A 24222-nucleotide genomic window follows, 5' to 3' on the forward strand; every position below is an offset into this window, starting at 1 on the left:
CGAATCTGTTATTTTTCTGAATACTCCCCAGTATACCCCTGATAATGTACACGCAGCACGGTGCCGCCGTGCAGCAGGCGGCGGGGCAATTGCAGCATGACGCGCTGCGCCACGGCGCGCACCTCATAGCGGTGCAGCACGCCTCGGGCGTTGGCTAGGTGCCAGTAGAGGCGCGCGGGGTAGGCCGCCGGGGGCAGCGGGGCATTGTCATCGGTAGTGGGCTTTTCCTGGCCCACGGGGGCAGCATCGGGGGGCGCCGTGGGCGTGGCCGGCGGCGTCGCAGCCAAAGCCGGGGCCGCCGCAGGACCTAGGGTTGCCAACCAGGCGAGGCCGGCCTCGTCGGGGTCGGTGAGCAGGGGCAGCGGCCGGGTGCTGGGCAGCGTAGCGGTAGGCCGCAGCACCACCACTACCACCGAGTCGTGCGCCACAAAATCGAAGGTCGGCTCTTTCACCTTGGCCGCTGCGGGTGCCGTGAAGTACTCGGCGCGCGGGCGGCCGTAGCCGTGGGCATAGTCATAATATGGGTAAAGCTCGGACGACGCGCGCACCTGCCGAAACACCTCCATGGCACCTAGGCGGCGCTGCTGCTGCCACACGCAGGCGGCAAAGCCCGCCACCAGCGGGGCCGAAAACGAGGTACCCTCCAGCCGCTCGTAGCCGCTGGGCGTGGTAGTGAGCACGATGCCGAAGGCCGATACGTCGGGCTTGAGACGGCGGTCGGCGCTGGGCCCTGTCGAGCTGAAGGCCACGTGCAGGCCAGTAGCCGGGTCGAGGCCCCCCACGGCCAGTGCCGAGTCGGCATCGGCGGGGGTGCCGATGCGGCCCCAGTCGTCGTCGCCGTCGTTGCCGGCCGCGCTCACTACCAGCATCCCCTTGCGCGCCGCGATGTTGGCGGCCCGAGCAATGAGCGAATGCCGGCCATCCATCCACTCGGGAAAGTAGCGCTGCGCCGTGTAGGCCAAGGACGAGCTAACGATGTCGGCGCCTTCGCGGTCGGCCCACTCGGCGGCGCGCAGCCACGCTTCTTCTTCGCCGATGCGCTCGCGAGCTAGGCTTTCGGTGCGGGCCAGCAGATAGGTGGCATCGGGGGCCAGCCCTAGGAGGGGGCCAGCCGCCAGGCTGTCGACAGCAGCCTCGGTGCGGCCGGGCAGGCGGCCCGCCAGGCAGCCTAGCACCTCGGTGCCGTGCGAGCCGGTGCGAAAGACATCGACGCGGTTTTTCAGAAAATCATAAGTAGCTACGATGCGCTTGTCGCGCCGCAGCGCCGCAAAGGCCGGGTGCGTTTCTACCCCATTGTAGCCCACGTCGAACACCGCGATGCGCACGCCCCGGCCCGTGAGGCCGGCCCGCCCAAGCGCCGCCCGGCCCAGCACGGCCGTTTGCTGGCGCGCCAGCAGGTAGTCGTTGGTACTTAGCTCGTCGTGGCGGCCGGGCCCTACCGGGGCGCTGGCAGGCCGGGCCGCCAGCGCGGCCGGCGCCAAAGCCTCGGGCCAGCGCACCACGCGCACCACGCCCGGCAGCTGGCGCAGGGCCGCCGCCTGGGCGGGCGTGGCCCGGCACGCCGCGGCATTAAACCAACGGCTGACGAGCGTGAGCGTATCGCAGCCGGCTCGCACCCGAGCCAGGTAGTCGGGCCGCACGGGCAGGTCGGTAGCCTCGTAGGCGGGTAGGCCCTGGCGATGGCGGCGCGCCTGCGCGGCCGGGCTGAAGTACCTAGCCGGATTAAACGCCACGCCGGTTTTGTCGGCAAAACTGACCCAGTAGCGGGCTGGCGCGGCTGGGTCCGGCCCGGGGCCTACTGCCCGCGCAGCCAGGGCCAGCGGCAGCAGGTATAGCCACCCTACCAGCGGCCAGCGGCCGCTCATTCTTATTCGCATAGCTCGGAGGAGAGATGTAGCAAGGACCCAGTGGGGCCGGCGCCGTAGCGGCCGGGGCAAAAGTACCTCCTGCGGCGCTCCTAGGTGCCGCCTGGGCGCGCCAGCAACCCCTAGTCGAGTCGTTTCGTTTGTAAGCCTGCTCCCTGGCCCACTGGCCGGGGTTACTTTTTTTTGCATTTTTGCGTATGCTTAAGCTCCCTGCATTTGTTCCCGCCGCCGCACTGGCGGCCTCGCTGCTCGTGTTGCCCGGTTGCAACAAAAAGGAAATTGCTCTCTTGCAGCAACAGAACGCCGACCTTACCAAGTCTCGCGACCAGCTTCAACTCGAAAAAACGGCTCTAGAGCAAGACAAAGCCCGCACCGAGGCCAGCCTCAACAATAGCTTGCTCAACAAAGACCGACAGGTGTCGCAGCTCAACCAGGCCCTAGGTACTACCGAGCAGGACCTGGCCGGCAAAAACGCTCGCATCGCCGAGATGCAGCGAATCCTGGATGAGAAAGACGCTGCCACCAAAGCGCTGCGTCAAAAAGTGAGCGATGCCCTCCTAGGCTTCAATTCTAACGACCTGCAGGTGAACGTAAAAAACGGCAAGGTTTACGTGTCGCTTTCCGAGCAGCTGCTTTTCAAGTCGGGCTCGACCAAAGTAGACCCCGCTGGCCAAGACGCCCTCATTAAGCTGGCTAACGCTCTCACGGGCAACAAGGATATTAACGTGCTCATCGAGGGCCACACCGACAACGTGCCCATCAAGGGCGTGGTGAACGGTGCCCGCGACAACTGGGACCTGAGCGTGCTGCGCGCCACTGAAATCACGCGCCTGCTCACGTCGGCTGGCATTGCGCCCGAGCAGATTACGCCCTCGGGCAAAGGCCAGTTCCTGCCCGTGGCGGCCAACGATACGCCCCAAAACAAAGCCCTGAACCGCCGCACCGACATCATCCTGACGCCGAAACTGGATGAACTGTTCTCGATTCTGAATCAAAACTAGAATCGCAGATTATAGCGGATTTAACGGATTACGCAGATACGCCCGCCTTCGGCGGGCTGACTATTCGAACGCAGGAGCGGCTTCGCCGGCTCATTTTGAGTTAGCCAAAGGCTACTCTGCATTCGAGTAGTCAGCCCGCCGAAGGCGGGCGTATCTGCGTAATCCGTTAAATCCGCTATAATCTGCGATTATTGGAGGCCATATTTGCTGAGCAGGTAGATGAGCGAGGCCATGCTGGCACCGCCTAGCTCTAGTTCGCGGCGATTCACTTTGTCGAACGTGTCGGCAGACGTGTGGTGGATGTCGAAGTAGCGCTGCGAGTCGCAGTCGTAGCCAAACAGGGCGGTGGGGTGCACAGCGCCTACCAACGGCTCGATGTCGGTACCCGAGTGGCCGGGCGTTAGCTCATTGGCGTGGTAAGGCGCCAGCAGCGGTCCCCAGGCCGCCACCTTCTTAAACACAGCGGGAGTCGACTCCACATTGAAGCCGCGGGGCGTGAAGCCACCGCCGTCGCTCTCGATGGCGGCCACGTGCTTTTCGTTGTTTTGCTTGGCTTGCTCGGCGTACTTGTTGCCGCCGCGGGTACCGTTTTCCTCATTCATAAAGAGCACGGCGCGTACCGTGCGCTCGGGGCGCAGGCCAGCCGCCTTCAGTAGGCGCACAGCCTCAATGCTTTGCACTACGCCGGTGCCGTCGTCGTGGGCACCCTGGGCAAGGTCCCACGAGTCGAGGTGGCCGCCCACTGTGATAATCTGGTCGGGGTACTTCGAGCCGCGCACCTCCCCTATCACGTTATAGCTAACCACATCGGGCAGGGTTTGGCAGCTCATTTCCAGCTCAAACTGCAAGCTCGGGTCGGCCTTGAGCAGCTGGCTGAGCTGGTCGGCGGCCAGGGTGCTGAGGGCCGCGCCGGGCACCTTGGTAGGCGTGTCGCCGTAGGCGGTGGTGCCGGTGTGCGGGTTGTTGTCGCGGGCGCTGGTGAGCGAGCGCACCAAAGCACCTACGGCACCACGGCGGCCAGCCTCGGCCGGCCCGCTGCGGCGCTGGTCGCCGGCCCCGCCGTAGGCCGCGCCGGGCTCGATGAGCGCATCATCGAAGGGCCGGTTGAAGAACACGAACTTCCCCTTCACGGCCGCGTCGGGCAGGGCTTTCAGCTCGGCTAGGCTTTTCACTTCTACCACGCCAGCGCGCAAGGGCTTGTTGCCGGGCGTGGCTACCGAGCCTCCTAGGGCGCACACGGCCATTGGCACGCCTTTGCCCTTATTTCCAAACACTTGTCCTTTTTCTTTAGCGCCACGCACCCAATGCGGCACCTGGCACTCCTGCAAGTATACTTTATCGAAACAGCCGGCTTTTTCCATAGTCAGCTTGCCCCAGGTTACGGCCTGCGCTGCCTGCGGCGAGCCGGCCAGGCGTCCGCCTATCTTTTCGCAGAGGTAGCGCAGGTTCTCGTAGCTCTGGCCATGCAGCAGGGCCTCGTCATAGATTTTGCGCAGGGTCAGCGAGTCGGTTTTGGTAGAGGTAGCGGCCGTAGTTTGAGCCTGAGCAGCAGCGGGGAGGCCGCCCACCAGCAGGCCAGCCAGCAGCAAGGAGGAAAGTAAACGCATAGGAAAAAGTAAGGCGGCAGAAAACGCAGTCGGCCAAAAGTACCAGCCTAGCGGCTTTTGTTCCTACTATTTCTTATTAGCGCCCTAGCTCACGCGCCCGCGCTGGCCCTAAGCTGCTAGTAAAGCAGCACTCAGGCGGCCCTAGGTCCCTCCAAAGCCGTACCCTGCGCTGCTGCGGCCAAAAGGCCACCTAGCTTACCTAGGCACTACTTGCGCTGGCTTACTGCATTTTATTGCTGCTCACAGTTTGGGGCGCGGCGCCGTAGCGGCTCATTACCAACCGGGCGGGCTGGCCCTGGCGCAGCTTTACTTTGAAGAGGTAGTTGTACTCCTCGTCGCGGATTTCGCCGGGCAGCGGGGCCACCCCTAAGGCCGATAGCAGTGGAAGAAGCGTATTAGAATGGCCCACTACCACCACCGTTTTGCCGCCAAACTCTTGGCTGAGGCGGGCGGCCAGCGCGGCCGGATTTTTGGCATCGTATACCTCGGGGGTGCGGCCGGTGGCCTGCGCCAGCGGGGCCAGGGTAGCGCGGGTGCGGCGCGTATCGGTGGTGAACAACGCTGCCGGGTGGCGCTTGGCGAGCAGGCGGCCCAGCTGCTGGGCGCGCACCTCGCCGGCGGGCGTCAGGGGTGGGTCGGAGAGGCCGGGCGTAAGGTCTTTTTCGGCGTGGCGCACTAGGTAAATAGTGACGGGCGGGCCTGCCAGCGCTGCACTCCACACCGTGAGTAGCAGCAGGCTTAGTACCAGCGGTAAGAATCTCGTTTTCATTGACCGGAGAAAATTTACGTATTGAGAAGTTGCAACATATTTCCCTAGGTACGCAACTAGCCCACGTACGGTAGCAAAGCAGTGTCTTCATCAAATAGACACCCAATCTTCATCTTTCCCTTAACGGGGCGTGCCGTATGTTGCAGTATCAATCCCTTCTCCCTCCCCGATACCATGCATGTTCTGCTAGTTGAAGACGAAAAAAGCCTGCACCAGGAAGTAAAGCAATTCTTGCAACAGGCTCAGTATTTGGTCGATTCGGCCTACACCTTCACCGAGGCTTCGGAAAAGCTGTACGTCAATTCCTACGACTTCGTGCTGCTCGACCTGGGGCTGCCCGGCGGCGATGGCCTGGAGCTGCTACGCGAGTCGCGCCGCAGCGAAAAGCAGGAGGCGTCCTTTATTATTCTCACTGCGCGCGGCGACCTCGACGACCGCATCAAGGGCCTCGACCTGGGGGCCGATGACTACCTACCTAAGCCCTTTTCGCTGCTCGAGCTCACCAGTCGCATGCAAGCCATCACGCGCCGCAAGTTTGGCCTGAAGCGCTCAGAAATCGTCTTCGGCGATGGCTTTGTAATGGACGTAACGGCCCGCACCGTGCGCCACGGCGCTCCTGACTCGCCCGAGGTGCCGCTCACCAAGAAGGAGTTTGACTTGCTGAACTATCTGCTGCTGCACAAAGGCCGCGTACTCACGCGCTTGCAGCTCGGCGAGCACCTGTGGGGCAACGTGCTCGAAGATGACTCCGACTCGAACTACATCGACGTGCACATTAAAAACGTGCGCAAGAAGCTGGCCCAGTTTGGCTCGGCCGACTTCATCGAAACTGTGCGCGGCATCGGCTACCGGGCCGTGTAGCTAGTAACCCGCTAGGTAATATTGTCATTGCGAGCGCAACGAAGTGAAGCGCGGCAATCGCATCAGCACGAGTTCCTCGAGAACCGTTCTAGTGCGATTGCCGCGCTTCACTTCGTTGCGCTCGCAATGACAAATTTGTTTTAGCAACTCGATTTATAATGAGACTAGAAACTAAGCTGGGTCTTTTTAACGGGCTTTCCAAGCTGCTGCTAGTAGTGCTGGGGGTGCTGCTGATTCCGCCCGTGGTGCAGCGGGTGGCCGTGGTGCACACCGACGAGCGCCTGCAAGAGAAAAAGCAGGAGGTGCTCAATCTCATTGCCCGCGATGGCCTGACTACTTTCCTGCGCGAGGAGCACGACGAAACGTATGCCGACTACAACATCCTGAAGCAAGAGTACATTACCATCACGCCCCTAGGGCCCAACAACGGCAGCGGCGCGACGACCGAGCGCATTTTTGAGGAACCTAGGCAGGTAGGCAAAGAGGTTGAAGACTTTCGCATTCTAAGCTGCGAAGTGCCGCTCGGCGCCACCAAGGGCGATACCGCTACCCGCCGCTACCGCCTCGAAATCGGCTCGTCGCTGGGCACCGTGGAGCTGCTCACCGATACCTTGCGCAGCCTGGCGCTGTGGGTGCTGGTGGCCGGGGCGGCCCTCACCGTGTTCACCGATGCGGCCTTTGCTCACTACTCGCTACGCCCGCTGCGCGAGCTCATTTCACGCAAGCTGCGGGGCATTCGGCAGCCGGGCGAGTTCTCGTTTGAGCGCCTGCACACCGACACCACCGATTTTCGGCGGCTCGACGACTCGCTCTCGGCCCTCATGCGGCAGCTGCAAGCCTCGTTTGATAAAGAGCGCGAGTTTATGAGCAACGTCTCGCACGAATTGCTAACGCCCACCAGCATTCTGCAATCACGCTTCGAGAACATGCTGCAAGACCCCACCCTGCCCGAGCCCCACGCCCGCCAGATAGTGGAAAGCCAGCGCACCCTCTACCGCCTGCGCAATACCGTGCGCACGCTACTGCTCATCGCCAACATCGAAAACGACCAGTACCTACGCGACGCCAGCGTGAGCCTGCGCCAGACAGTGGCCGACGTGGCCGAAGAGCTCGACGACCGCCGCCAGCAGCGCGAAATCTCGCTGCACGTCGACCTCAGCCCCGACTACGTGGTGCCCCAGGCCAACGCCACCCTGCTGCACACGCTGCTGCGCAACCTGCTCTCCAACGCCCTCAAATACAACCACGAAGGCGGCCAAGTGCGCGTCCTAGGTCGCCCGCGCCTCGAAGGCGGCTACCAATTGCGCGTCGAAGACGACGGCCCCGGCATTGCCCCCGACAATGTGCCGCTGCTCTTCGACCGCTTTCGACGCTTCCACGCCACCGGCCCCAAGGCCCCCGAGGGATACGGCCTGGGCTTACCCATTGCGCAGACTATCGCGCAGTTTCACAAAGCCGAGCTGCGCGCCGAATCAGAGCTGGGCAAGGGGACGGCATTTGTGGTGGATTTTGCTGCCTGAGCCATAGCAGCTGACTACTCTGCAAAATCGACGCAGAACACGCGTGTGCTATCGGCCGACGCATAAAGCGTTTGACCGCTACCGTAGTTGTCTCTTTTATAGAGAAATACTAGCACGCTATCCCCTAGGATTTCTGGTTTAAACCAATTTTTATCCGCCGCTGGGCCCGCTACAGTCCAGCCGGCAGTGGCTTGCTTTTGCACCCTGAAGCGGTGCAGTTTAGTGATACGCGCTAGTTCTTGGGGACAAGTTTTGAATTGTAGCCAAATAGCGTAATCAATCTTCGGAATTACTTGGTCTTGGTAGTTTATGACCTGCACACACGCTGCTTTCTGCTGGCCAAAAAGCGCCCGATAGATTTCATCCCCTGTTCGAGGCTCGCCTAACGCAGCCAGTTTGTGGTATGATTTAGTGGCCAGCCGAAATCCGGCCCACGCCACCGACCCTAGGAAAGCAATGAATAGCACGAATGCCAAGTGCTTAATTCTCTTTGCCTTTCTCAGTACTCCCCAAGTCAGCGCTCCCACAAAAAGCATAAATAAGAGACCCGCTACTTCAACTATTATGAGCAACTCCTTCATATATAGGCTTGTGTCAGCTATCACAGCGATGGGATAAGCGCTACCCCATTACCGGCAGCGTCACTGTCAGCTCTGTAAACTCTCCTTCTTCACTCGCCAGCTCAAACGTGCCGCCGTGGCCCTTCGTGATGATGTCGTAGCTCAGCGAGAGACCTAGGCCGGTGCCTTCGCCGGTAGGCTTAGTGGTGAAAAAGGGCTGAAAAATCTTTTGCCGGATGGCCTCGGGGATGCCGGTACCATTGTCGCGAATCTGGATTTTGACCTGGCCCGCTTCGCGCTGCGTGCGCACCTGCACCTCGGGGTGGTAGGCGGAGCCGGAGCTGCGCGCCTTCTGCTGCACGGTGTAGAAAGCATTGGTAAACACGTTGAGCAGCACGCGGCTGAGGTCCTGCGGCACGGCGGGCACCAGCCCTAGGTGTGGGTCGAGGTGCTGCAGTAGCTTGGCCTCAAAGGCTTTGTCTTTGGCGCGGGCGCTGTGGTAGGCCAGCTTGCCGTATTCTTCTATCAGGGCGTTGAGGTCAGTGGGCTCTTTCTGGCCGGTGCTGGTGCGGGCGTGCTCCAGCATGCCCTTCACGATGGTAGAGGCGCGGTGCCCGTGCTGGTTGATGCGCAGCAGGTTTTGGTGCACGTCGGCCAGCAGTTCGTCTTCCAGAGCCGGGTCGGGGGTGGGCTGGCGGCGCTGCTCCAGCAGCTCGTCGAGCAGCTCGGTACTTACTTCAGAGAAGTTGTTGACGAAATTGAGCGGGTTCTGAATTTCATGGGCGATACCGGCCGTCAGCTCGCCCAGGCTGGCCATTTTTTCGGATTGGATGAGCTGGCTCTGAGCGGTTTTCAAGTCGGCCAGCGCCGCTTGCAGGGCATTTCTCTGCTCTTCGAGCTGCTCGTTGGCCAGGCGCCGGGCGCGGTTGCTGCGGCTCAGAATAAAGGCAAACAGCGCCAGCAGCCCCACGCACACGCCCAGCCCCACCACAAACTGCTCTTGCCGCCGGGCGGACTGCGCCCGCAGCAGCCGCTCTTTGGTAAGACGCTGAATCTGAGTTTCTTTTTTGAGCAAGTTCTGGCGGTATTCGAGCGCGGCTAAGCGGCGGGTGGTGGCCTCGGCAGTGAGGCTGTCCTTGTAGGCGGTATATTGCAAAAAGTACTGGTAGGCTTTGGCGTAGTCGCCTTCTTTGGCAAAGGCCGTGCTCAGGGCCGCGTTTTTATCGCGCAGCTGGCGGCGGGCTGCCAGCTGCCGCACCACCTGTGGCGAGCTGTGGCGGCCCGCCAGCAGGGTATCGAGCCACTTGTCGGCCTGGGTGATGCGCGCCAGCCCCAGCCTACCTAGGGCCACGCCGGGCACGGCCGGCAACGTGGATACCACCCCCAGGGCCGCGGCTAGGCTCCGCACCCGGCGGCGCTCGTCTAGGCCCAGGGCGGCGCTACTTGCCTCCCTAGGCACGGCGGCTTTGAAGGCGGCGCTGGTGTTCATAGCATCGCCAAGCGCTTGCAGCAGCGGCGCGTAAAAATCGGCCTGGTCCGGTGCTTGGCGAGCCAGCTTCTGCTGCAATTGGCTCACCTGCCCTAGGGTCCAGCTGGCCTCCGCTACATCGTGCAGCTGGCTGGCCAGTTGGGTAGCTTCCTGCAGCCGGGCCACGGCGGCCGGGCGCTGCAGTGGTAGCTGCGCGGCGGCCAAGCGGCTGAGCACCACCACCTGCACCGGCACATAGGCTACGCGCCGGGCCTGCGCCAGCACCGTGTCGAGGGCACTGAGCGACGCGTGGGCTATTACTTTCTTCAGGCGCTCAATCTCTGCGGCCCGCCCATCGCTAGCAGCCTGAGGCTGGGGCGTAGTTTTTCCTTCTGGCCTAAACTCAATGCTGCCATTGGCGGTGCTGGCTTTGAGCAGCGCCCCGCCCTGGCCGAGGGTAGCCAGTACTTCCTTGTGCCCGTTGGTGGTCGTCACGGGCAGGCTGGTGTTGAGGCTGCCCGTGCCGGTGCTCAGCTGCACCTGGGCCGAGTAGCCGGCTGGCACCTGCCACCGAATGCTGCCGTTGGTAGTGTGCACATCGAGACCCTCGCCCTCCCACTGGCTGCCGCCGAGCACGATAGAAATGCTGCCGTTGCTGACGCTGCCCGTTACCTGGCCGCCTAGGTTGCGGAGGGTCACGCTGCCGTTGCTGCCCCGAAACTCGACGCGGGCCTGTATGTCTTCGAGCCGAATGCTGCCATTGGTCGACGACACGACGAGCGCCGTTTGGTGGGGCACAAATACTTCGTAGCGCACCAGGCGCTCGGCGCCGTCGTCGGGCAGGGTGGCCCGCAGCGCATTGCCCGCCGCCGCGATAGTTACGGCCTGCACCAGCGCCTGAGCTTCCTCGGTGGTGCGGCCACCGCTCTGCACCAGCGCTCTGATGCGTACATCGGGCCCGGCCCAGCCGTGCACGGTGGTGCCACCGTTGCCACCGTCGATGAGCAGCGACTGCCCCACGGGCGCGGGCATGGTCAGGTCCCGCACTTCGCAAAATTGCTGCTTGAGCCTGCCCACCCGCGCCCCCGGCCGGCACACGAGCGAAAACGCCGGCTCGGCCGGCACCTGCGCCGCGCCCGGCAAACCCAGGCTGCTGAGCCACAGCACGGCTAGTAAAGTTTGAAAAAGTGCTCGCATATCGTTGCCGAACGCCCAGCCACCACCGCAGTGCGCGGGCCAACAAAGGAATTACCGACCGGGCTTTTAATCGTTACCGGCGTACAGTTTTTTAATTCGGTTAGCCGGGCGCAGCAAAACTATCGGTAACGATTCCTATTTGTGGCCCGGTATCGGCTTGCTAAAAAAGCAGCTGATTTTGGTACTGTGGGCCTTATGCGCTACCCGCTAGCTGCCGTAACTTGCCGCATCCTTCCCCTTCGAAGCCCGATATGAAAGTCAGAAAAGCCGTCATTACGGCGGCCGCCCGCGGCGAGCGGCTCTACCCCGTAGCCGATACCATCCAGAAAGCCATGCTGCCGGTCGTAGACCTCGACGGCCTGCACAAGCCTACCATTCAAATTATTGCGGAAGAAGCATTTAGCAGCGGCATCGAGGAAATCTGCGTGGTTTGCGCCCCCGGCGACGGCGAGCGCTACCTCAGCGCCTTTGCCTCGCTGCGCGACAACCTAGGGCGCTCGTACCAGGGAAGCGACTGGGCCACCCAGCAGGCCGAGAAAATCGACTTCCTACTAAATCGCCTGCACTTCGCCGAGCAGACCGAGCCGCTGGGCTACGGCCACGCCGTGGCCTGCGCCCGCGATTTTGTGCAGAACGAGCCGTTTTTGCTTTTGCTCGGCGACTATCTCTACGTATCGGCCCAGGCCGGGCAGCGCTGCGCAGCCCAGCTGCTAGCGCTAGCCTCGGCAGAGGGCTGCGCGGTGTCGGCCGTGAACCCTACTATCGAGCACCAGATTGGGCGCTACGGCACCCTCACCGGCGCGCTCGTGGCCGGGCAGGCAGGCGTGTACGAGATTGAGAAAATCATCGAAAAGCCTTCGCTCAGCACCGCCGAGCTGGAGCTGGCCACGCCTGGCCTACGCGCTGGCTATTACCTGTGCTTCTTCGGAATGCACGTGCTCACGTCCAGCGTTTTCGACATTCTGGAGCGCCACCAGGCTACCAGCGGCGGCAACCTGCTGCTAACGCCCGCCCTGCAAGAACTGGCGAATACCGAGAAGTACCTGGCTCTCGAAGTGCAAGGCACCCGCTACGACCTCAGCCGCCCCCACGGCCTGCTGCGCGCCCAGCTGGCCCTAGGCCTGGCCGGCGACGCCCGCACCGAAACGCTTAGCACTATGGTCGAACTACTGGCCGAAGCCAACGGCCGCTAATCACTGAGGCATTCCTGCTACTTTCCATGAATATCCTCATTGAGACGATAACCGCGACCGACCCCGCCAAGCGGGACCGGTCGTTTTACGAGCTAGCCAAGGCCCTATCGGCTAAGGAACTGCTGAAAAGTCTGCGCGAGCTGGACGACTTCCGAAAGGCCACGCCCAGCCTCTACGACAAGGTGCGGGCCATCCTGTTTTTGTACGCTGGCTACCGTTTTTTCTTGCAGGAAGCGCCCGCCACGCCGGCCGTGGGCAAGATTCCCTACGCGGGCTTCGAGGACTTGCTGGCGCGACGCTTCGAGCAGGCCATCAGCACGTTTTTGGCGGAATTGGACGCACACGGGCCGAACGCCATGCTCTTCAGCGCGCTCGCCGACAGCTACCACCAGCTTTCCTTCCAAACACTGGCCAACCAGGTGCGCAAAAGCGTGCGCTCGACCAAGGGCAACCAGTGGATGTTCCGCGTGGGGCACCAAGACGAGCACCCCATCCGCATCCATAAAGCGCTGTTGCACCGCCAAGAAGGTTCGCTCTTCTACCCGGTGTTGCACGAGCATACAGCCGTGAGGATGGACCTGACGCACAGCGGCTGGTCGGATATTTTCTTCCTGGGCATGGACTACCCCGAGGGCGCGCGGGTCGTCAACCTGTCCATCGACCTAGGGGTATTTGGGCGCGATAAGGACATCCGGCCGCCGCTGCACGCCTTTGTGCGCGTCATCGCCGAGCCGGTACTGCGCCTCACGAGCATCGACCTGAACACGACCAAGGACGTGACCGACCTGGCCGACTTGTTCAACTTCGGCAACGACTACCTGAGTCTGGTAAAGGCGGGCGTCATTGCCTCGGGGCTCATCCCGCCCTCCTTCGAGGGCACGGCGCAGTCGCTGCCGCAGCTGCTGGAGCGCATCGTGGCGCCGGGCATGGGCATCGAGTTGGTTACCAAGGTTAATGATATCCCAAAGGGCTCACGCTTTGCGGTGTCCACCAACCTCCTAGGGTGCATTATCAGCCTGCTGATGCGCGCCACCGGCCAAACCAAAAACCTGACTGGCGGCCTCGATGAAGACGAGCGCCGGCTGGTGGCCTCGCGGGCCATTCTGGGCGAGTGGATTGGTGGCTCGGGCGGCGGCTGGCAAGATTCGGGCGGCGTGTGGCCGGGTATCAAGGCCATTCAGGGCACGTTTGCCCAGGCCGGCGACCCCGAGTTTGGCATCAGCCGGGGCACGCTGCTGCCCCGCCACCGCGTGCTGGCGGGCGATGACATTCACCCCGAAATGGGCGAACGCATCCGCAACTCGCTGGTGCTGCTGCACGGCGGCATGGCCTCCAACGTGGGGCCCATCCTGGAGATGGTGAGCGAAAAATACCTGCTGCGAGGCGAGAAGGAATGGGCCGCCCGGCAGTTTACCAACCAGGTGTTTGACAACATCCTAGGTGCCCTGAAAGAGGGCGATGTGCCCAAGCTAGCCGCCAACACCGCCCGCAACTGGGAGTACCCGATTAAGACCATTATTCCGTGGGCCTCGACCTACTTTACGGAAGAGATTATTGCCCGCGCCAAGCAGCAGTTCGGGGCCGATTACTACGGCTTCCTGATGCTGGGCGGCATGTCGGGCGGCGGCATGGGCATGTTTGTAAACCCCGAGCGCTACGAGGAATACAAGCTGCGCGTGCTGGAGCTGCTGCGCTCGACCAAGCAGGAGCTGTCGGCCGCGCTGCCCTTCGCCATGGAGCCGGTGGTATACAACTGGGACATCAACTACAAGGGCAGCTGGAGCACGCTGCACGAGGGCCCCGAGGCGCTGATGCCCGAGCAGTACTACGCCATCCACGTTTCGCAACTCGTTAAGCAAGACCCGGCTAGCATCTCCTATATCCGGCGGGCGGAGATTGATTTCTTCACCGCCCACTGCGAGCAAAACAACCTGGCCTACCCCCTGCTGCGCACCATCGTCAGCAACTTGTTTCAGGTATCAGACCCCGGCGCGCAAAACAACCGCAGCGCCGAAAACGACAAGGCCGACCGCATCAAGCAGGAAAACGGCTTCGATTATATTCAGCACGAAGACATTCGGGCCGACTTGCAGAAGGGCCGCATCGGTCTCTCGCGCAACCAGTTGCCGCTCGAAACCACCATCGCCGACGTGCAGCCCGGCGACGCTGCCTCGCTCACCGACCTCGGCGAGTACGCCCCGGCCGGCGAGGCCGCCATTCGGGCCGGCAAGGTGGGCGTGCTGAGCCTCGCAGCCGGCATCGGCAGCCGCTGGACCAAAGGCGCAGGCGTTATTAAGGCCCTGAACCCGTTTGTGGAAATTGAGGGCAAGATGCGCAGCTTCCTCGAAATCCATTTGGCCAAAACCCGCCGCACGGCCGAGCGTTACCAGGCCGTGATTCCGCACCTCGTGGCCACGAGCTACCTCACCCACGCTCCCATTCAGGCGCACCTGGCCAAGACCAATAACTTTGGCTACAACGGGCCGGTGTACCTTTCGGAGGGCCGCTCCATTGGGCAGCGCTTCGTGCCGATGGCACGCGACCTGCGCTTTTTGTGGGAGGAAATGCCCCAGGAAACGCTCGACGTGAACAAGCAAAAAGTGCGCGACGCCGTACGCAACACCATGATAGGCTGGGCCAAGGCCAAAGGCGAAGGCACCGACTACGTGGATAACATCGCGGCCCAGCGCTTCTCGCCGCTCGGCCACTGGTACGAGGTTTCGAACCTGCTGCGCAACGGCACCCTGGCCCGCCTGCTGCGCGAACAGCCGCAGGTCGAAACCCTGATGCTGCACAACATCGATACGCTCGGCGCCGACCTCGACGCGGCTGCCCTAGGATATCACTTAGCCTCGCGCAACGTGCTGACCTTTGAGGTAGTAGCCCGTCGCATCGAGGACCGCGGCGGGGGACTAGCCCGCGTCAACGGCCAGTTGCGCCTGCTCGAAGGCCTGGCCCAGCCCCGCGAGGAAGACGAGCTCGGCCTGAGTTACTACAACACCATGACCACCTGGGTACAAGTTGACCCGCTGCTGGCCCTCTTTGGCCTCACCCGCGCCGAGCTGCAAGCCGCCGATGAGGCGCGCCTGGCCCGCGCCGTGCGCAGTGTGGCCCAGCGCATCCCCACCTACGTCACCATTAAAGAGGTGAAATACCGCTGGGGCCACGGCCAGGAAGACATCTACCCTGTGGCCCAAATCGAGAAGCTTTGGAGCGATATGTCGGCCCTGCCCGACGTGCCCTGCGGCTACCTCGTGGTGCCTCGCCAGCGCGGCCAACAAATGAAGGACCCCGCGCAATTAGATGCCTGGGTCATTGACGGCACGAAGGATTACGTGGCGGAATTGGCAGCATTTTAGGCTGCTGGATAAATGGGAAGGCGGTGCTATCGAAACAGCATTTCGATAGCACCGCCTTCCCATTTATCTTGGCGCGAGTTTAGTGCAACGCAACTCGAGACTTATTATGAAATGAGATTGTATCTCATCTGCCGCAATGCGGCAAGCAACGTTTGTTCAAACTTGGAATAGCTTAGTACCTGTTGTCCTTTGTCGCTAGTAAGGCTAGTTGAGGGGGCTGAAATTAATCAAACGTAGCTAATACCTAGCTGTAAAAGGTGCTACCCAACTTTTTCGAGACATGATGACTTTCACTTCTTCATAAGAGAGCGGATAGAAGTTGTGGCAATCTACCCCTACATCAATGGATAGCGAATTCTCGTCGTCAGGCAGGTCGCCGTGCGAGTGGCCGTACAGGTGCCAGGTGCCGTAATGGCTGGCATTCCACACCCGCATGGCGTAGTGAAATAGCATTATGTGCCGCTTGCCGCGTGAGGCATCCGGGTCATCTAGCGTTAGCTCGTAGTAGGGTTTTATCCAGTCAAACCTATCGGCGCAGGCTAGGGCGGCATTTTCGTGGTTACCAGTTATCAGGCATATGCGACCGTTGAGGCGGTTGAGCAGAGGCCGCAGCTTGGCAGGCGGCAGCAGTGCTACATCGCCTAGGTGATACACTAGGTCTTCCGGGCCTATTTTCTCATTCCAGCGCTGCACCAGTATTTCGTCCATGTCCGCTGCGCTGGCGAAAGGCCGCTTCGAAAACTCGATGATGTTTTTGTGGCCAAAGTGAGTATCTGCGGTAAACCAGATGTTATTCATAGATAGAAAGGCAGTTTACGCTTGCCCTAGCATTGCCCCGCACTTGTACTACCCGCCCCCTACTGGCGCGAGTTTAGGCGCAGCCGTAACTCGCGCCAATTTCGCAATTTACTCTTACCCTAGCACCGACCGCACCTGCGCCACGCGCTCCTGCACCGAGCCATCCAGTAAGGTATAAGGGATGCCCAGCATCTCCAGCTGCATCAGGATGGCGCCGTGCTGAAACTGCCGCAGGGCCTCGGGGCCGCGCCAGCCGTCGTCCTCAAAGGGCGTGGTGGGCAGGCACACGAAGGTGTGGGCGTAGCGCTGGCGGCACACCTGGGCGAGGCGCTGCAAGGCAGGGTCGCAGCGGTGAAAATAGTAGTAGGAATACAGCGCCGTGGTGGCCGCGTTAGTGTCACACACGAGCCAGCCGTGGGCCTGGGCGGCGGCCTCGTCCTCCAGCTCCAGCTGGCGGCGGCCGATGTAAAGCAAGTCCTCGTAGATTAGCTGGCCATTTTTCTGCTCGTGCAGCGTGCGACCAAACTCAGGCACCCAGGCGGTACCTAGGGCCTCGGCTAGGGCGATAGACAGCGTGGTTTTGCCGCTGCTCTCGGCCCCAAGCAGCACTAGGCGAGGCACGGGGGCGGCGGGTACCACCCCGTATTGCGCCGCGATGAAGGGGTGAATATGCAGCGCCGACTCGGCGAAGCTTTCAGCCTCGGCAGCCAGGGCAGCACGCAGGTGGGTGCCGCTGGTGGGCACCTGCTGTCGCGGGTTATCTACAGCTACGTGGGTAGCCCCTAGGTGCTCGGCAAAGCCAGGCCCATAGGCTTCACTGCTGAATACTACATCGATACGCTGGCCTAGGTCGGTTAACCACTGGCGCACAAATTCGCGGTGCGTGTGGTCGTCGGCAGCATCGGGGGGCACGGTGGCAGTAGGCAGGCCCACGATGCGCAGCGGCGTGGCGCCGTAGTGCGGACCTAGGGCGTAGTCGTCGCCCCGGTACAGCTCGCGCAGCCAGTGGGCGCGCTCGGGGGCGGCGTGGCGGGGGTCGTCGGGGCTGGCATAGACCAGCACTACTAGCTCGGATACCTGGGCGGCGGCGGTTTCGAGCAGCAGCTGGTGGCCCCGATGCGGCGGCCAAAACTTGCCGACCACGAGGCCGGTGCGCGGGGGCGTGGGAGAAGCAGCGGGTAGTACGTTTGTCATGGGAAGGGCGCTTGTGGCGGCAAACGTACTGCCCGCTTTTCTATAAACGTTTCTGCTTTTTCCGGCATGACCTTGCCTCTTCTTGCCTTCGAGCACTGCACCGTGCGCTACCTAGGGCGTATCCTGTTCACCGACCTTAGCCTGCGCGTCGAGCCGGGCCAGCACTGGGCGCTGGTGGGCCCCAGCGGCGCGGGCAAAAGCACGTTGCTCGCTACGCTGGCGGGGCACTACGTGGTGACGGGCGGGCCGGCTACCTACCCGCTGCTGGCGGCCGAAGGCGAGCACCTGGCTGACCCCTTTTTTTCGTGGCGCAAGCGCGTGGCGCTGGTGGGCCCGCGGGCCACGTTTCGGGCCAGCGACAACCAGGGCCAGCTTTACTACCAGCAGCGCTACAATGCCGCGGCGGCCGAGGAGGTGCCCACCGTGCGCGAGTACCTAGGGGCCGTGGCGCATCCCGCCGGGCCCGCCCCCTGGACCTACGAGCGCACCACTGCCCTGCTGCGCCTTAGCCACTTGCAAGACGAGCGCCTCATCAAGCTTTCCAACGGCGAAACCCAGCGCCTGCGCCTGGCCGCCGCCCTACTGCGCCAGCCCCGGCTGCTGCTGCTCGATGCGCCCCTCACTGGCCTCGACACGGCCACTCGCGCGTGGTTTGATGATTTTCTGGCCGAAGTGGCCGCCTCGGGCATTACGGTAGTAATGGCCACGGCGCCGCACGAGGTGCCCGCGCTCATTACGCACGTGGCGGTGCTGGCCGAGCAGCGCATTATGCACACACTCCCTAGGGCCGAGTTTCGGCCCGACTTAGCACCTAGGGCCACCAGCCCGGCATTGCTGGACGAGCCCGAGCTGCGGGCCCTGAGTACGCCCGCGCTCGGTGCCCCCGCCTACCACACGCTGGTGCGCCTGCGCCAGGTAACGGTGCGCTACGGCGATAAAGTAGTGCTCGATAACCTAAGCTGGGAGGTAAAGCCCGGCGAGCGCTGGGCCCTCACCGGCCCCAACGGCGCCGGCAAAAGCACACTGCTGAGTTTGCTCAACGGCGATAACCCGCAGGCCTACGGCAAGGACCTGGTACTGTTTGACCGCAAGCGCGGCACCGGCGAAAGCATCTGGGACATCAAGCGTACTATTGGCTACGTGTCGCCCGAGCTGCTGCATTATTTTCCGGGGCAGCTGACCTGCCAGCAGGTGGTCGAAGCCGGCTTTACTGATAAGCTGGTGCGGGCGGCCGTCACGCCCGCGCAGCGGGCGCTGGCCAGCCGCTGGCTGCGGGTGCTGCACCTAGAGGCCAGCGCCGCGCTGCCCCTGCGGCAGCTACCCGCCAGCCAGCAGCGCCTAGTGCTGGTAGCGCGGGCCTTGGTCAAAAGCCCGCCGCTGCTACTGCTCGATGAGCCGGGCCAGGGCCTCGATGCCGCGCAGCTAACCCACTTCCGGGCCGTGCTCGACCGCCTGTGCCAGGTAAGCCCAGTGGCGCTGATTTACGTCAGCCACTACCCCACCGAGCTGCCCGCCAGCGTCACGCACGCCCTGCGGCTAGACCAAGGCAGAGGGCGCGTGGAAGAGCTATAGGTACGCTTACAGCACATTGAGACTGAGAACGCGTTTGGAATTTCAATTTTTGGGTTATGCTGAGCTTGTCGAAGCATCCCTACCGCCTCTAGCAGCTTTCTAGCAAAGCGGCAGAGATGCTAGAGGCAAGCCCAGCATGACAAATATTGTGTTTTCGTAACTCCCAAACACATTATTATTACCTATTCTACTAAGCGTAGCTAGGGGTTCGCACTTAGGCTGAACGAGGGCTAGGAGCACCTAGGGCTGCGCTATTTCATCGCGGCGCAGCTCGTGGCCCAGCACGCGCACCAGCAGGTAGCGGTGGCGGACTGCATCGTAGCGCAATGCCACGCCGGTACCCGTGCTGGGCCAGGGCGCTGTGCTACCTAGGGGCTGCCCCTTGCCATCAAGAAGCGACACTAGGCCCGGGCCGGGCTCGGTGAAAGCCAACACCTGGCGGCTGGCCCCAAAATCTAACCATTGCACCGGCTTGGGGCCCGATGTGAGTAGCTGTCGGCTCAGCAAGGGAGCACTGGTGGCAGTGGGGTTAAATACAGCGAGCTGGCCGCCATCTTCGCGGGCCACCACGAAGGCCCCGGCGCGGCCACTAGCCTCGGGCACCAGCGTGAAGGTGGCCGTGCGGCTCCAGGTAGCCACCCGGCGGCGGTTGGTGATGTCGCCGCTCAAGGTCAGGGTCAACAGCTCGCCGTGCTGGTTTACGAGGCGAAGTACGCTGCGAGCCAGCGTAGCGGCGGGCTGCGCCAGCAGCGGCCCTTCTAGGTGGGCCCCAGCACTGACCGGAAAGCCAGGGTAGCGCTCGCCGGCCTGCGTGAAGGCGTAGACGTAGCCATTGCGCAGGGCGGCCACCACCACATCGCGCCCGCCCACCGTGAGCAGCAGCGGCGGGCCAGCCAGCGGCGCTTCGAGGCGGCGGGGCCAGCCCGCAAACTGCCGCCCGCTGGCGTCGAGTAGCAGCAAATCGTTATCGGTGGTGGCGAGCAGAAGGTGCGGCACTGGGCGCGGCGCCACCGAGGTAGCCACTGCCGCAATGGTCACCGAGTCGGGCAGGTTGAGCGGGAAGCCGGGCGCCTGCTGGCCATCGGTGGGGCTGAGCCAGTGCAAGCGGTGGGCCGTGGCCAGCAGCACGCGGCCCCGCACCAGGCGCGGCGCGCCGCCCGCCACCACGGGCCCCGGCAGGGTATCGGCCCACAGGGCCACGTTGTCGCGGCTGCTGAGGGCGCGCACCACGCCCAGCGAGTCGGCCACTACGGCGGGCGTGAGGTCGTCGGGGGTGGCGGGTAGCAGCAGCGGCTGGCCCACCAGCGCCGTGCGGAACCTAGGGCTACCGGCCGCGGCATCGGCGTCGGCACCCGGGGCCGCGCCCTGGCCGGGGCGGCGCATCAGCAGTTGGGCGTAATACTGATTGCTGGGTTCATCACTGGCATCGGGCGCGCGCTCGGACGCGGCATCTGGCGGAAAGAGCTGCCACGCCACCTGCGGAAAGTGCTTGACCAGGCTTTCATTGCGCAGCAGGCCAGCGCGGCGCTCCTCGGCCAGGTAGCCCAGCAGGGCGTTCCAAGCTTGGCGCGTATCGGCCAGCACCGTGAGGCGGGCCTGCGGCAAGGTTTGCTGCAGCAGCGCCACCTGAGCGGCCGAGCGGCTCCAGGTTTGGCCGGCGGCTACGTCGGTGAGGTAGGCTTGCAGGGCCGTAGGCTCGCCCAGCACGAGGTAGTCGCGCACCAAGGCCGCCGACAGCGCCGCACCGGGGCTGGCAGCCCCCGCAGGCAGCAGCGCTGGGGCCAGCTGCTCGGCCGTGAAGCCCGCTCCGTACACGTTGTAAGGCCCCATGCGCACAAAAGCCGGCGATACGCCATTGAGGCGCCGCAGCCGGGCCAGCCACAGCGCCGCCCGCGCCGGGGCCGCGCACCGGGCCAGCACCAGCCGCGCTGGCGCCACGGCCGGGGCAGGCGCGGCCAAATACGTGAGGGCCAACCCTGGCCCTAGGGCTGCCCGCAAGCTATCGAGTGCCGCGCGGCCCTGTTGGCCAGCAGAGTCGGCTCGGGCAGCCGGTGGAGGTGGGCTGGCCAGTGGCCCAGCCACCGCTAGCACCAGGGCGGTGCGCAGCGTCAGCACATCGGCTAGGGGGCGCAGCGACTGCGCGGGCTGGCCGCGCAGCTGCTGGTGCCACGAGCGGGCGGCCGTTTCGGGGTTGGCCAGGCCCGTGAGCATTAGTTGGCCGGGCTCGATTTTCAGCCCTAGGAGGGCTTCGCGGGCCAGGGTGGCGGCTTGGTCGAGCTGGGCGTGGGTGCCGGGCCGAAACAGCACATCGAGCAGCCCCGGCAAGCGGCGAAAGTTGAGCAGCAGGGTAGCATCTACATCGCGCAGGCGCAGCAAGTCGGTGTCTTTGAAGCCGGCGCGCACAGTAGGCGCCTCGGCAGGCAGCTGCAGGCGCTGCACGGCGGCCTCTACCAGTGGGGCGTGGGTACTCAGCAGCAGGTGATTGCGGTAGTTGAGCACCGTGAGACGGCCCCCGCCTTCGGTAGCCGTCAGCTCTTGCAGCTCGTAGCCTTCGTAGGTGCGGGTGCTGAGGGTGTAGCGCGCATCGCGCCCTAGGGTCTCGAGCAGGCCCCGCGCCTGGCGGTACTCGCGCACCGTAGCCAGCGGTATCTGGTACAGCACATCAACCTGCCCCGGCCCCGTGATGTGCAAGGACGTGAGCACCAGCTTGCGCCCCAGCAGCGCTAGCAGCCCGCGCCGCTGGCGGGCTGCGGGGCTGGTGTTGCCGCCCGTGTCGAGGCTATCGGCCAAGGCCAACTGCCCGGCCACCTGCTGAAAATACCGTACCCCGCTGATATTGTCCCACACGCCGGCCTCCTGCAGGTGGCGCACCAGGGCGGGATGGTCGCGGGTAGCCAGCACCAGCACCGCATCGTCGGGCACTAGGGCGTAGGGGTCAATAGGCACGCTGGCCAGCGTGCGGCGGTAATACACGTAGGTGGCCAGCGAGAGCAGCAGCAGCGCGGCCCCCAGCAGGGCCAGAAGCTTGCGGGACATGAGACAAAAGTAGCCTGCCTAGGTCCTACTGCTCCCCAAACGACCAGGTCAACTGGGTATTGGCGGACGTAGCTGCTACGCAAAAGCGGCTTGGCAGTACTTACTTGCCGCTTGTTTAAGCTCCACTTTATAAGCCACCTAGGCTTTTCCATCTTCTATGCAACTACCTCTACCTTTCTTTCTATTCACTCGCCAGTGGGCCTCCAGATTGCGCCTCACGCTCGGGCTGCTTGGTGGCTCGCTGACTGCCGCGCACGCGCAGCAGCCAGTTTTTGGCGCGGCCCTCACGGTGGGCAATACCCGCACTAGCGGCGAAAGCTGGCTGCCCTGCATGGGCACCGATGCGCAGGGCAATGTGTACGTGGCGGGCCACTTTACAGGCAGCACGTACTTCGGCGCGCAACAGCTAACTAGCCGCTCTAGCCAAACCGATATTTTCATAGCTAAGTATGACGCGGCGGGCCGCAACCTTTGGGTGCGGCAGGCAGGCGGTGAGGGGCCCGAATCGGTGACGGGCTTAATGGTCGATGCCGCGGGCAGCGTGTACCTGGCGGGCCGCTATTATGGCCCGGCACCCTTTGGCCCTTACACCCTCACGACCAACCAACCGGCATCTATTTCCTCCGACATCTTTGTAGCCAAGCTCAACGCGGCGGGCACTTGGCAATGGGCCGTGTCGGGGGGCGGCCCCGGCGACGACGAGGGTGGGCGCCTAGCCCTAGGCAGCAGCGGGCAACTTACGCTGGTCGGTTCATTTGCGGGGGGCACGGCTACGTTTGGCCCGGCGCAGGTGGCCAACTCACAGCCCTCGGCCAGCACCCGGGACATCTTCGTGGCCCAGCTGAGCACCGATGGCGCGTGGCTAAATGCCGTGAGCGCTGGCGGCGCCGGCAGCGAAAGCGTTACGGACGTAGCTGTGGATGCGGCCGGTAGTACCTACCTCTGCGGCTCTTTCGGTAGCGAGCAGACCCAGTTTGGGGCCATTACGCTACCGAATGCGGTAGCCGACGGCTCGCACGACGCTTTCGTGGCCAAGCTCTCGGCCGCGCGCACCTGGGAGTGGGCCACTAGGTTTGGGGGCGCTGGCCACGATGCGCTGCAAGGCCTGGCGCTCGATGGCGCCGGCCGGCCCTACGTCACGGGCAGCTTCACAGGGGCGGCGGTGGCCCTAGGTTCCTTCTCACTTTCCAATGCCGCGCCAACCTTGCCTGAGGTAGTAGTAGGGGCGCTAACCACCGACGGCACTTGGCGCTGGGCGGTCAGCGCTGGAGGCCCGAGCGGCGATATTGGCAGCCAGCTTACTGTCGATGCGGCGGGCCAGCTTACCGTCACGGGTAGCTTTGGCAGCCGCAACGCGCAGTTCGGTGCCCTCACCGTACCTAACGCCAGCGCAGCGGACAATGCCAACGTTTTCCTGGCCCGCCTCGACGCCAGCGGCGCTTGGCAGTGGGTGCTGGCATCGACCGGGCCGGGCGAGAAGTACGGCTCTCAGCTGGTGACTGCGCCCGATGGCGGCCTGTACCTGGCGGGGGCTTACTGGCAGCAGGCCACGTTCGGGGCTACCGAGCTGGCGGGCAATGCCCTATTTCCTAGCATCTTCCTAGTGCGCGCCTTCGACCATATCGCGGTGCCGATGGTTTCAGCCGTGGCGCCCAGCAGCGCGTCGCCCGGCCAACTCGTCACGCTCACGGGCACGGGCTTTACCGGCGCCACCGAGGTCCTGTTCGATACAACCCCAGCGGACTTCACGGTGCAGTCGGCCACCCGACTCACAGCCACCGTGCCCCAAGGGGTCACGGCGGGCCTGGTGAGCGTGCGCACCAGCGCCGGCATTGGCACCTCGCCGCTGGCTTTCACGCCTACCGTGCTGGCAACCTCCCCCGCCAGCCCCAGCCACCCATACTTGTGGCCCAACCCGATTGAGACCAATGGCTTGTTGCATATCCAGCTACCTGCTTCGCTGGCGCCAGCCACCTCAACGCAGGTGGAGGTACGCAACCTCCTAGGGCAGCTTGTGCAGCAAGCGCAGTTTAGCGGGCGCACGCTGGCCGTGCCGCTCCGAGGGGTGGCCCCGGGCGTGTACCAGCTTACCCTAGTACCAGCGGGGCAGCCAGCCCTTTCGCGACGCCTCACCGTGACCGAATAGCCCTTAGGCCAAGCGCGAGCTTCAGGGTAACCTAGGGCGGCCCAAGGACCTTTATTCGTAGGGTAATGCAGCAGCA

General features: G+C 63.6%; 15 protein-coding genes. 7 read left to right on the top strand and 8 right to left on the bottom strand.

Annotation, left to right across the window (positions count from 1 at the left end; translation table 11 throughout):
• Positions 1-8: 8 nt before the first annotated feature.
• On the bottom strand, positions 9-1865 hold the full coding sequence (locus tag JAO77_RS14930) for a S8 family serine peptidase (RefSeq protein ID WP_213019403.1): 1857 nt from the start codon (positions 1863-1865) through the stop codon (positions 9-11).
• Between the two features lie 197 nt (positions 1866-2062).
• Here JAO77_RS14930 and JAO77_RS14935 point away from each other — a divergent pair, with 197 nt between their 5' ends.
• Complete coding sequence (locus JAO77_RS14935) at positions 2063-2866, top strand: OmpA family protein (protein WP_198991178.1); 804 nt, start codon at positions 2063-2065, stop codon at positions 2864-2866.
• 188 nt (positions 2867-3054) lie between these two features.
• Here JAO77_RS14935 and JAO77_RS14940 read toward each other — a convergent pair whose 3' ends face one another.
• Positions 3055-4473 (bottom strand): M20/M25/M40 family metallo-hydrolase, encoded by a 1419-nt coding sequence (locus tag JAO77_RS14940; protein WP_198991179.1) that lies wholly within the window; start codon positions 4471-4473, stop codon positions 3055-3057.
• Between the two features lie 220 nt (positions 4474-4693).
• On the bottom strand, positions 4694-5242 hold the full coding sequence (locus tag JAO77_RS14945; RefSeq protein ID WP_198991180.1) for a histidine phosphatase family protein: 549 nt from the start codon (positions 5240-5242) through the stop codon (positions 4694-4696).
• 174 nt (positions 5243-5416) lie between these two features.
• On the opposite strand from JAO77_RS14945, the gene JAO77_RS14950 reads away from it, so the two are divergent.
• Positions 5417-6103, top strand: a complete 687-nt coding sequence (locus JAO77_RS14950) for a response regulator transcription factor (protein WP_198991181.1) — start codon at positions 5417-5419, stop codon at positions 6101-6103.
• Between the two features lie 158 nt (positions 6104-6261).
• The gene (locus JAO77_RS14955; protein ID WP_198991182.1) at positions 6262-7623 is read left to right on the top strand and encodes a sensor histidine kinase; all 1362 of its coding nucleotides are present in this window, start codon (positions 6262-6264) and stop codon (positions 7621-7623) included.
• 14 nt (positions 7624-7637) lie between these two features.
• Here the strand turns inward: JAO77_RS14955 and JAO77_RS14960 are convergent, their stop codons facing one another.
• Positions 7638-8204, bottom strand: a complete 567-nt coding sequence (locus tag JAO77_RS14960; protein ID WP_198991183.1) for a hypothetical protein — start codon at positions 8202-8204, stop codon at positions 7638-7640.
• A gap of 40 nt (positions 8205-8244) precedes the next feature.
• Entirely contained in the window at positions 8245-10848 is a 2604-nt protein-coding gene (locus JAO77_RS24185; RefSeq protein ID WP_235998447.1) for an ATP-binding protein, read from the bottom strand.
• 251 nt (positions 10849-11099) lie between these two features.
• Here JAO77_RS24185 and JAO77_RS14970 point away from each other — a divergent pair, with 251 nt between their 5' ends.
• Together JAO77_RS14970 and JAO77_RS14975 are read left to right on the top strand one after the other, a co-directional pair.
• A complete protein-coding gene (locus tag JAO77_RS14970; RefSeq protein WP_198991184.1) occupies positions 11100-12041 on the top strand; it encodes a UTP--glucose-1-phosphate uridylyltransferase in 942 nt (313 codons plus the stop codon).
• Positions 12042-12067: 26 nt separating this feature from the next.
• The gene (locus JAO77_RS14975) at positions 12068-15400 is read left to right on the top strand and encodes a UTP--glucose-1-phosphate uridylyltransferase (protein WP_198991185.1); all 3333 of its coding nucleotides are present in this window, start codon (positions 12068-12070) and stop codon (positions 15398-15400) included.
• Positions 15401-15637: 237 nt separating this feature from the next.
• Here the strand turns inward: JAO77_RS14975 and JAO77_RS14980 are convergent, their stop codons facing one another.
• Both JAO77_RS14980 and JAO77_RS14985 read right to left on the bottom strand, forming a co-directional pair.
• Positions 15638-16198 (bottom strand): metallophosphoesterase, encoded by a 561-nt coding sequence (locus tag JAO77_RS14980; protein ID WP_198991186.1) that lies wholly within the window; start codon positions 16196-16198, stop codon positions 15638-15640.
• A gap of 114 nt (positions 16199-16312) precedes the next feature.
• Positions 16313-17392, bottom strand: coding sequence for an AAA family ATPase (locus JAO77_RS14985; protein ID WP_198991187.1), 1080 nt, complete (start codon positions 17390-17392; stop codon positions 16313-16315).
• Between the two features lie 66 nt (positions 17393-17458).
• On the opposite strand from JAO77_RS14985, the gene JAO77_RS14990 reads away from it, so the two are divergent.
• On the top strand, positions 17459-18964 hold the full coding sequence (locus JAO77_RS14990) for an ATP-binding cassette domain-containing protein (RefSeq protein WP_198991188.1): 1506 nt from the start codon (positions 17459-17461) through the stop codon (positions 18962-18964).
• 240 nt (positions 18965-19204) lie between these two features.
• On the opposite strand, the gene JAO77_RS14995 is transcribed toward JAO77_RS14990, so the two are convergent.
• Complete coding sequence (locus tag JAO77_RS14995; protein ID WP_198991189.1) at positions 19205-22000, bottom strand: hypothetical protein; 2796 nt, start codon at positions 21998-22000, stop codon at positions 19205-19207.
• Between the two features lie 157 nt (positions 22001-22157).
• On the opposite strand from JAO77_RS14995, the gene JAO77_RS15000 reads away from it, so the two are divergent.
• The gene (locus JAO77_RS15000) at positions 22158-24146 is read left to right on the top strand and encodes an IPT/TIG domain-containing protein (protein WP_198991190.1); all 1989 of its coding nucleotides are present in this window, start codon (positions 22158-22160) and stop codon (positions 24144-24146) included.
• Positions 24147-24222 lie beyond the last annotated feature (76 nt).

This window comes from Hymenobacter sp. BT559, assembly GCF_016427535.1.
In the GTDB taxonomy this organism is placed as follows: domain Bacteria; phylum Bacteroidota; class Bacteroidia; order Cytophagales; family Hymenobacteraceae; genus Hymenobacter.

Coding starts and splice junctions, on each gene's coding strand:
- JAO77_RS14950 (WP_198991181.1), top strand. CDS start 5,417: ATGCATGTTCTGCTAGTTGAAGACGAAAAAAGCCTGCACCAGGAAGTA.
- JAO77_RS14975 (WP_198991185.1), top strand. CDS start 12,068: ATGAATATCCTCATTGAGACGATAACCGCGACCGACCCCGCCAAGCGG.
- JAO77_RS14955 (WP_198991182.1), top strand. CDS start 6,262: ATGAGACTAGAAACTAAGCTGGGTCTTTTTAACGGGCTTTCCAAGCTG.
- JAO77_RS14990 (WP_198991188.1), top strand. CDS start 17,459: ATGACCTTGCCTCTTCTTGCCTTCGAGCACTGCACCGTGCGCTACCTA.
- JAO77_RS14940 (WP_198991179.1), bottom strand. CDS start 4,473: ATGCGTTTACTTTCCTCCTTGCTGCTGGCTGGCCTGCTGGTGGGCGGC.
- JAO77_RS14985 (WP_198991187.1), bottom strand. CDS start 17,392: ATGACAAACGTACTACCCGCTGCTTCTCCCACGCCCCCGCGCACCGGC.
- JAO77_RS14960 (WP_198991183.1), bottom strand. CDS start 8,204: ATGAAGGAGTTGCTCATAATAGTTGAAGTAGCGGGTCTCTTATTTATG.
- JAO77_RS14980 (WP_198991186.1), bottom strand. CDS start 16,198: ATGAATAACATCTGGTTTACCGCAGATACTCACTTTGGCCACAAAAAC.
- JAO77_RS24185 (WP_235998447.1), bottom strand. CDS start 10,848: ATGCGAGCACTTTTTCAAACTTTACTAGCCGTGCTGTGGCTCAGCAGC.
- JAO77_RS14995 (WP_198991189.1), bottom strand. CDS start 22,000: ATGTCCCGCAAGCTTCTGGCCCTGCTGGGGGCCGCGCTGCTGCTGCTC.
- JAO77_RS14930 (WP_213019403.1), bottom strand. CDS start 1,865: ATGAGCGGCCGCTGGCCGCTGGTAGGGTGGCTATACCTGCTGCCGCTG.
- JAO77_RS14970 (WP_198991184.1), top strand. CDS start 11,100: ATGAAAGTCAGAAAAGCCGTCATTACGGCGGCCGCCCGCGGCGAGCGG.
- JAO77_RS14935 (WP_198991178.1), top strand. CDS start 2,063: ATGCTTAAGCTCCCTGCATTTGTTCCCGCCGCCGCACTGGCGGCCTCG.
- JAO77_RS15000 (WP_198991190.1), top strand. CDS start 22,158: ATGCAACTACCTCTACCTTTCTTTCTATTCACTCGCCAGTGGGCCTCC.
- JAO77_RS14945 (WP_198991180.1), bottom strand. CDS start 5,242: ATGAAAACGAGATTCTTACCGCTGGTACTAAGCCTGCTGCTACTCACG.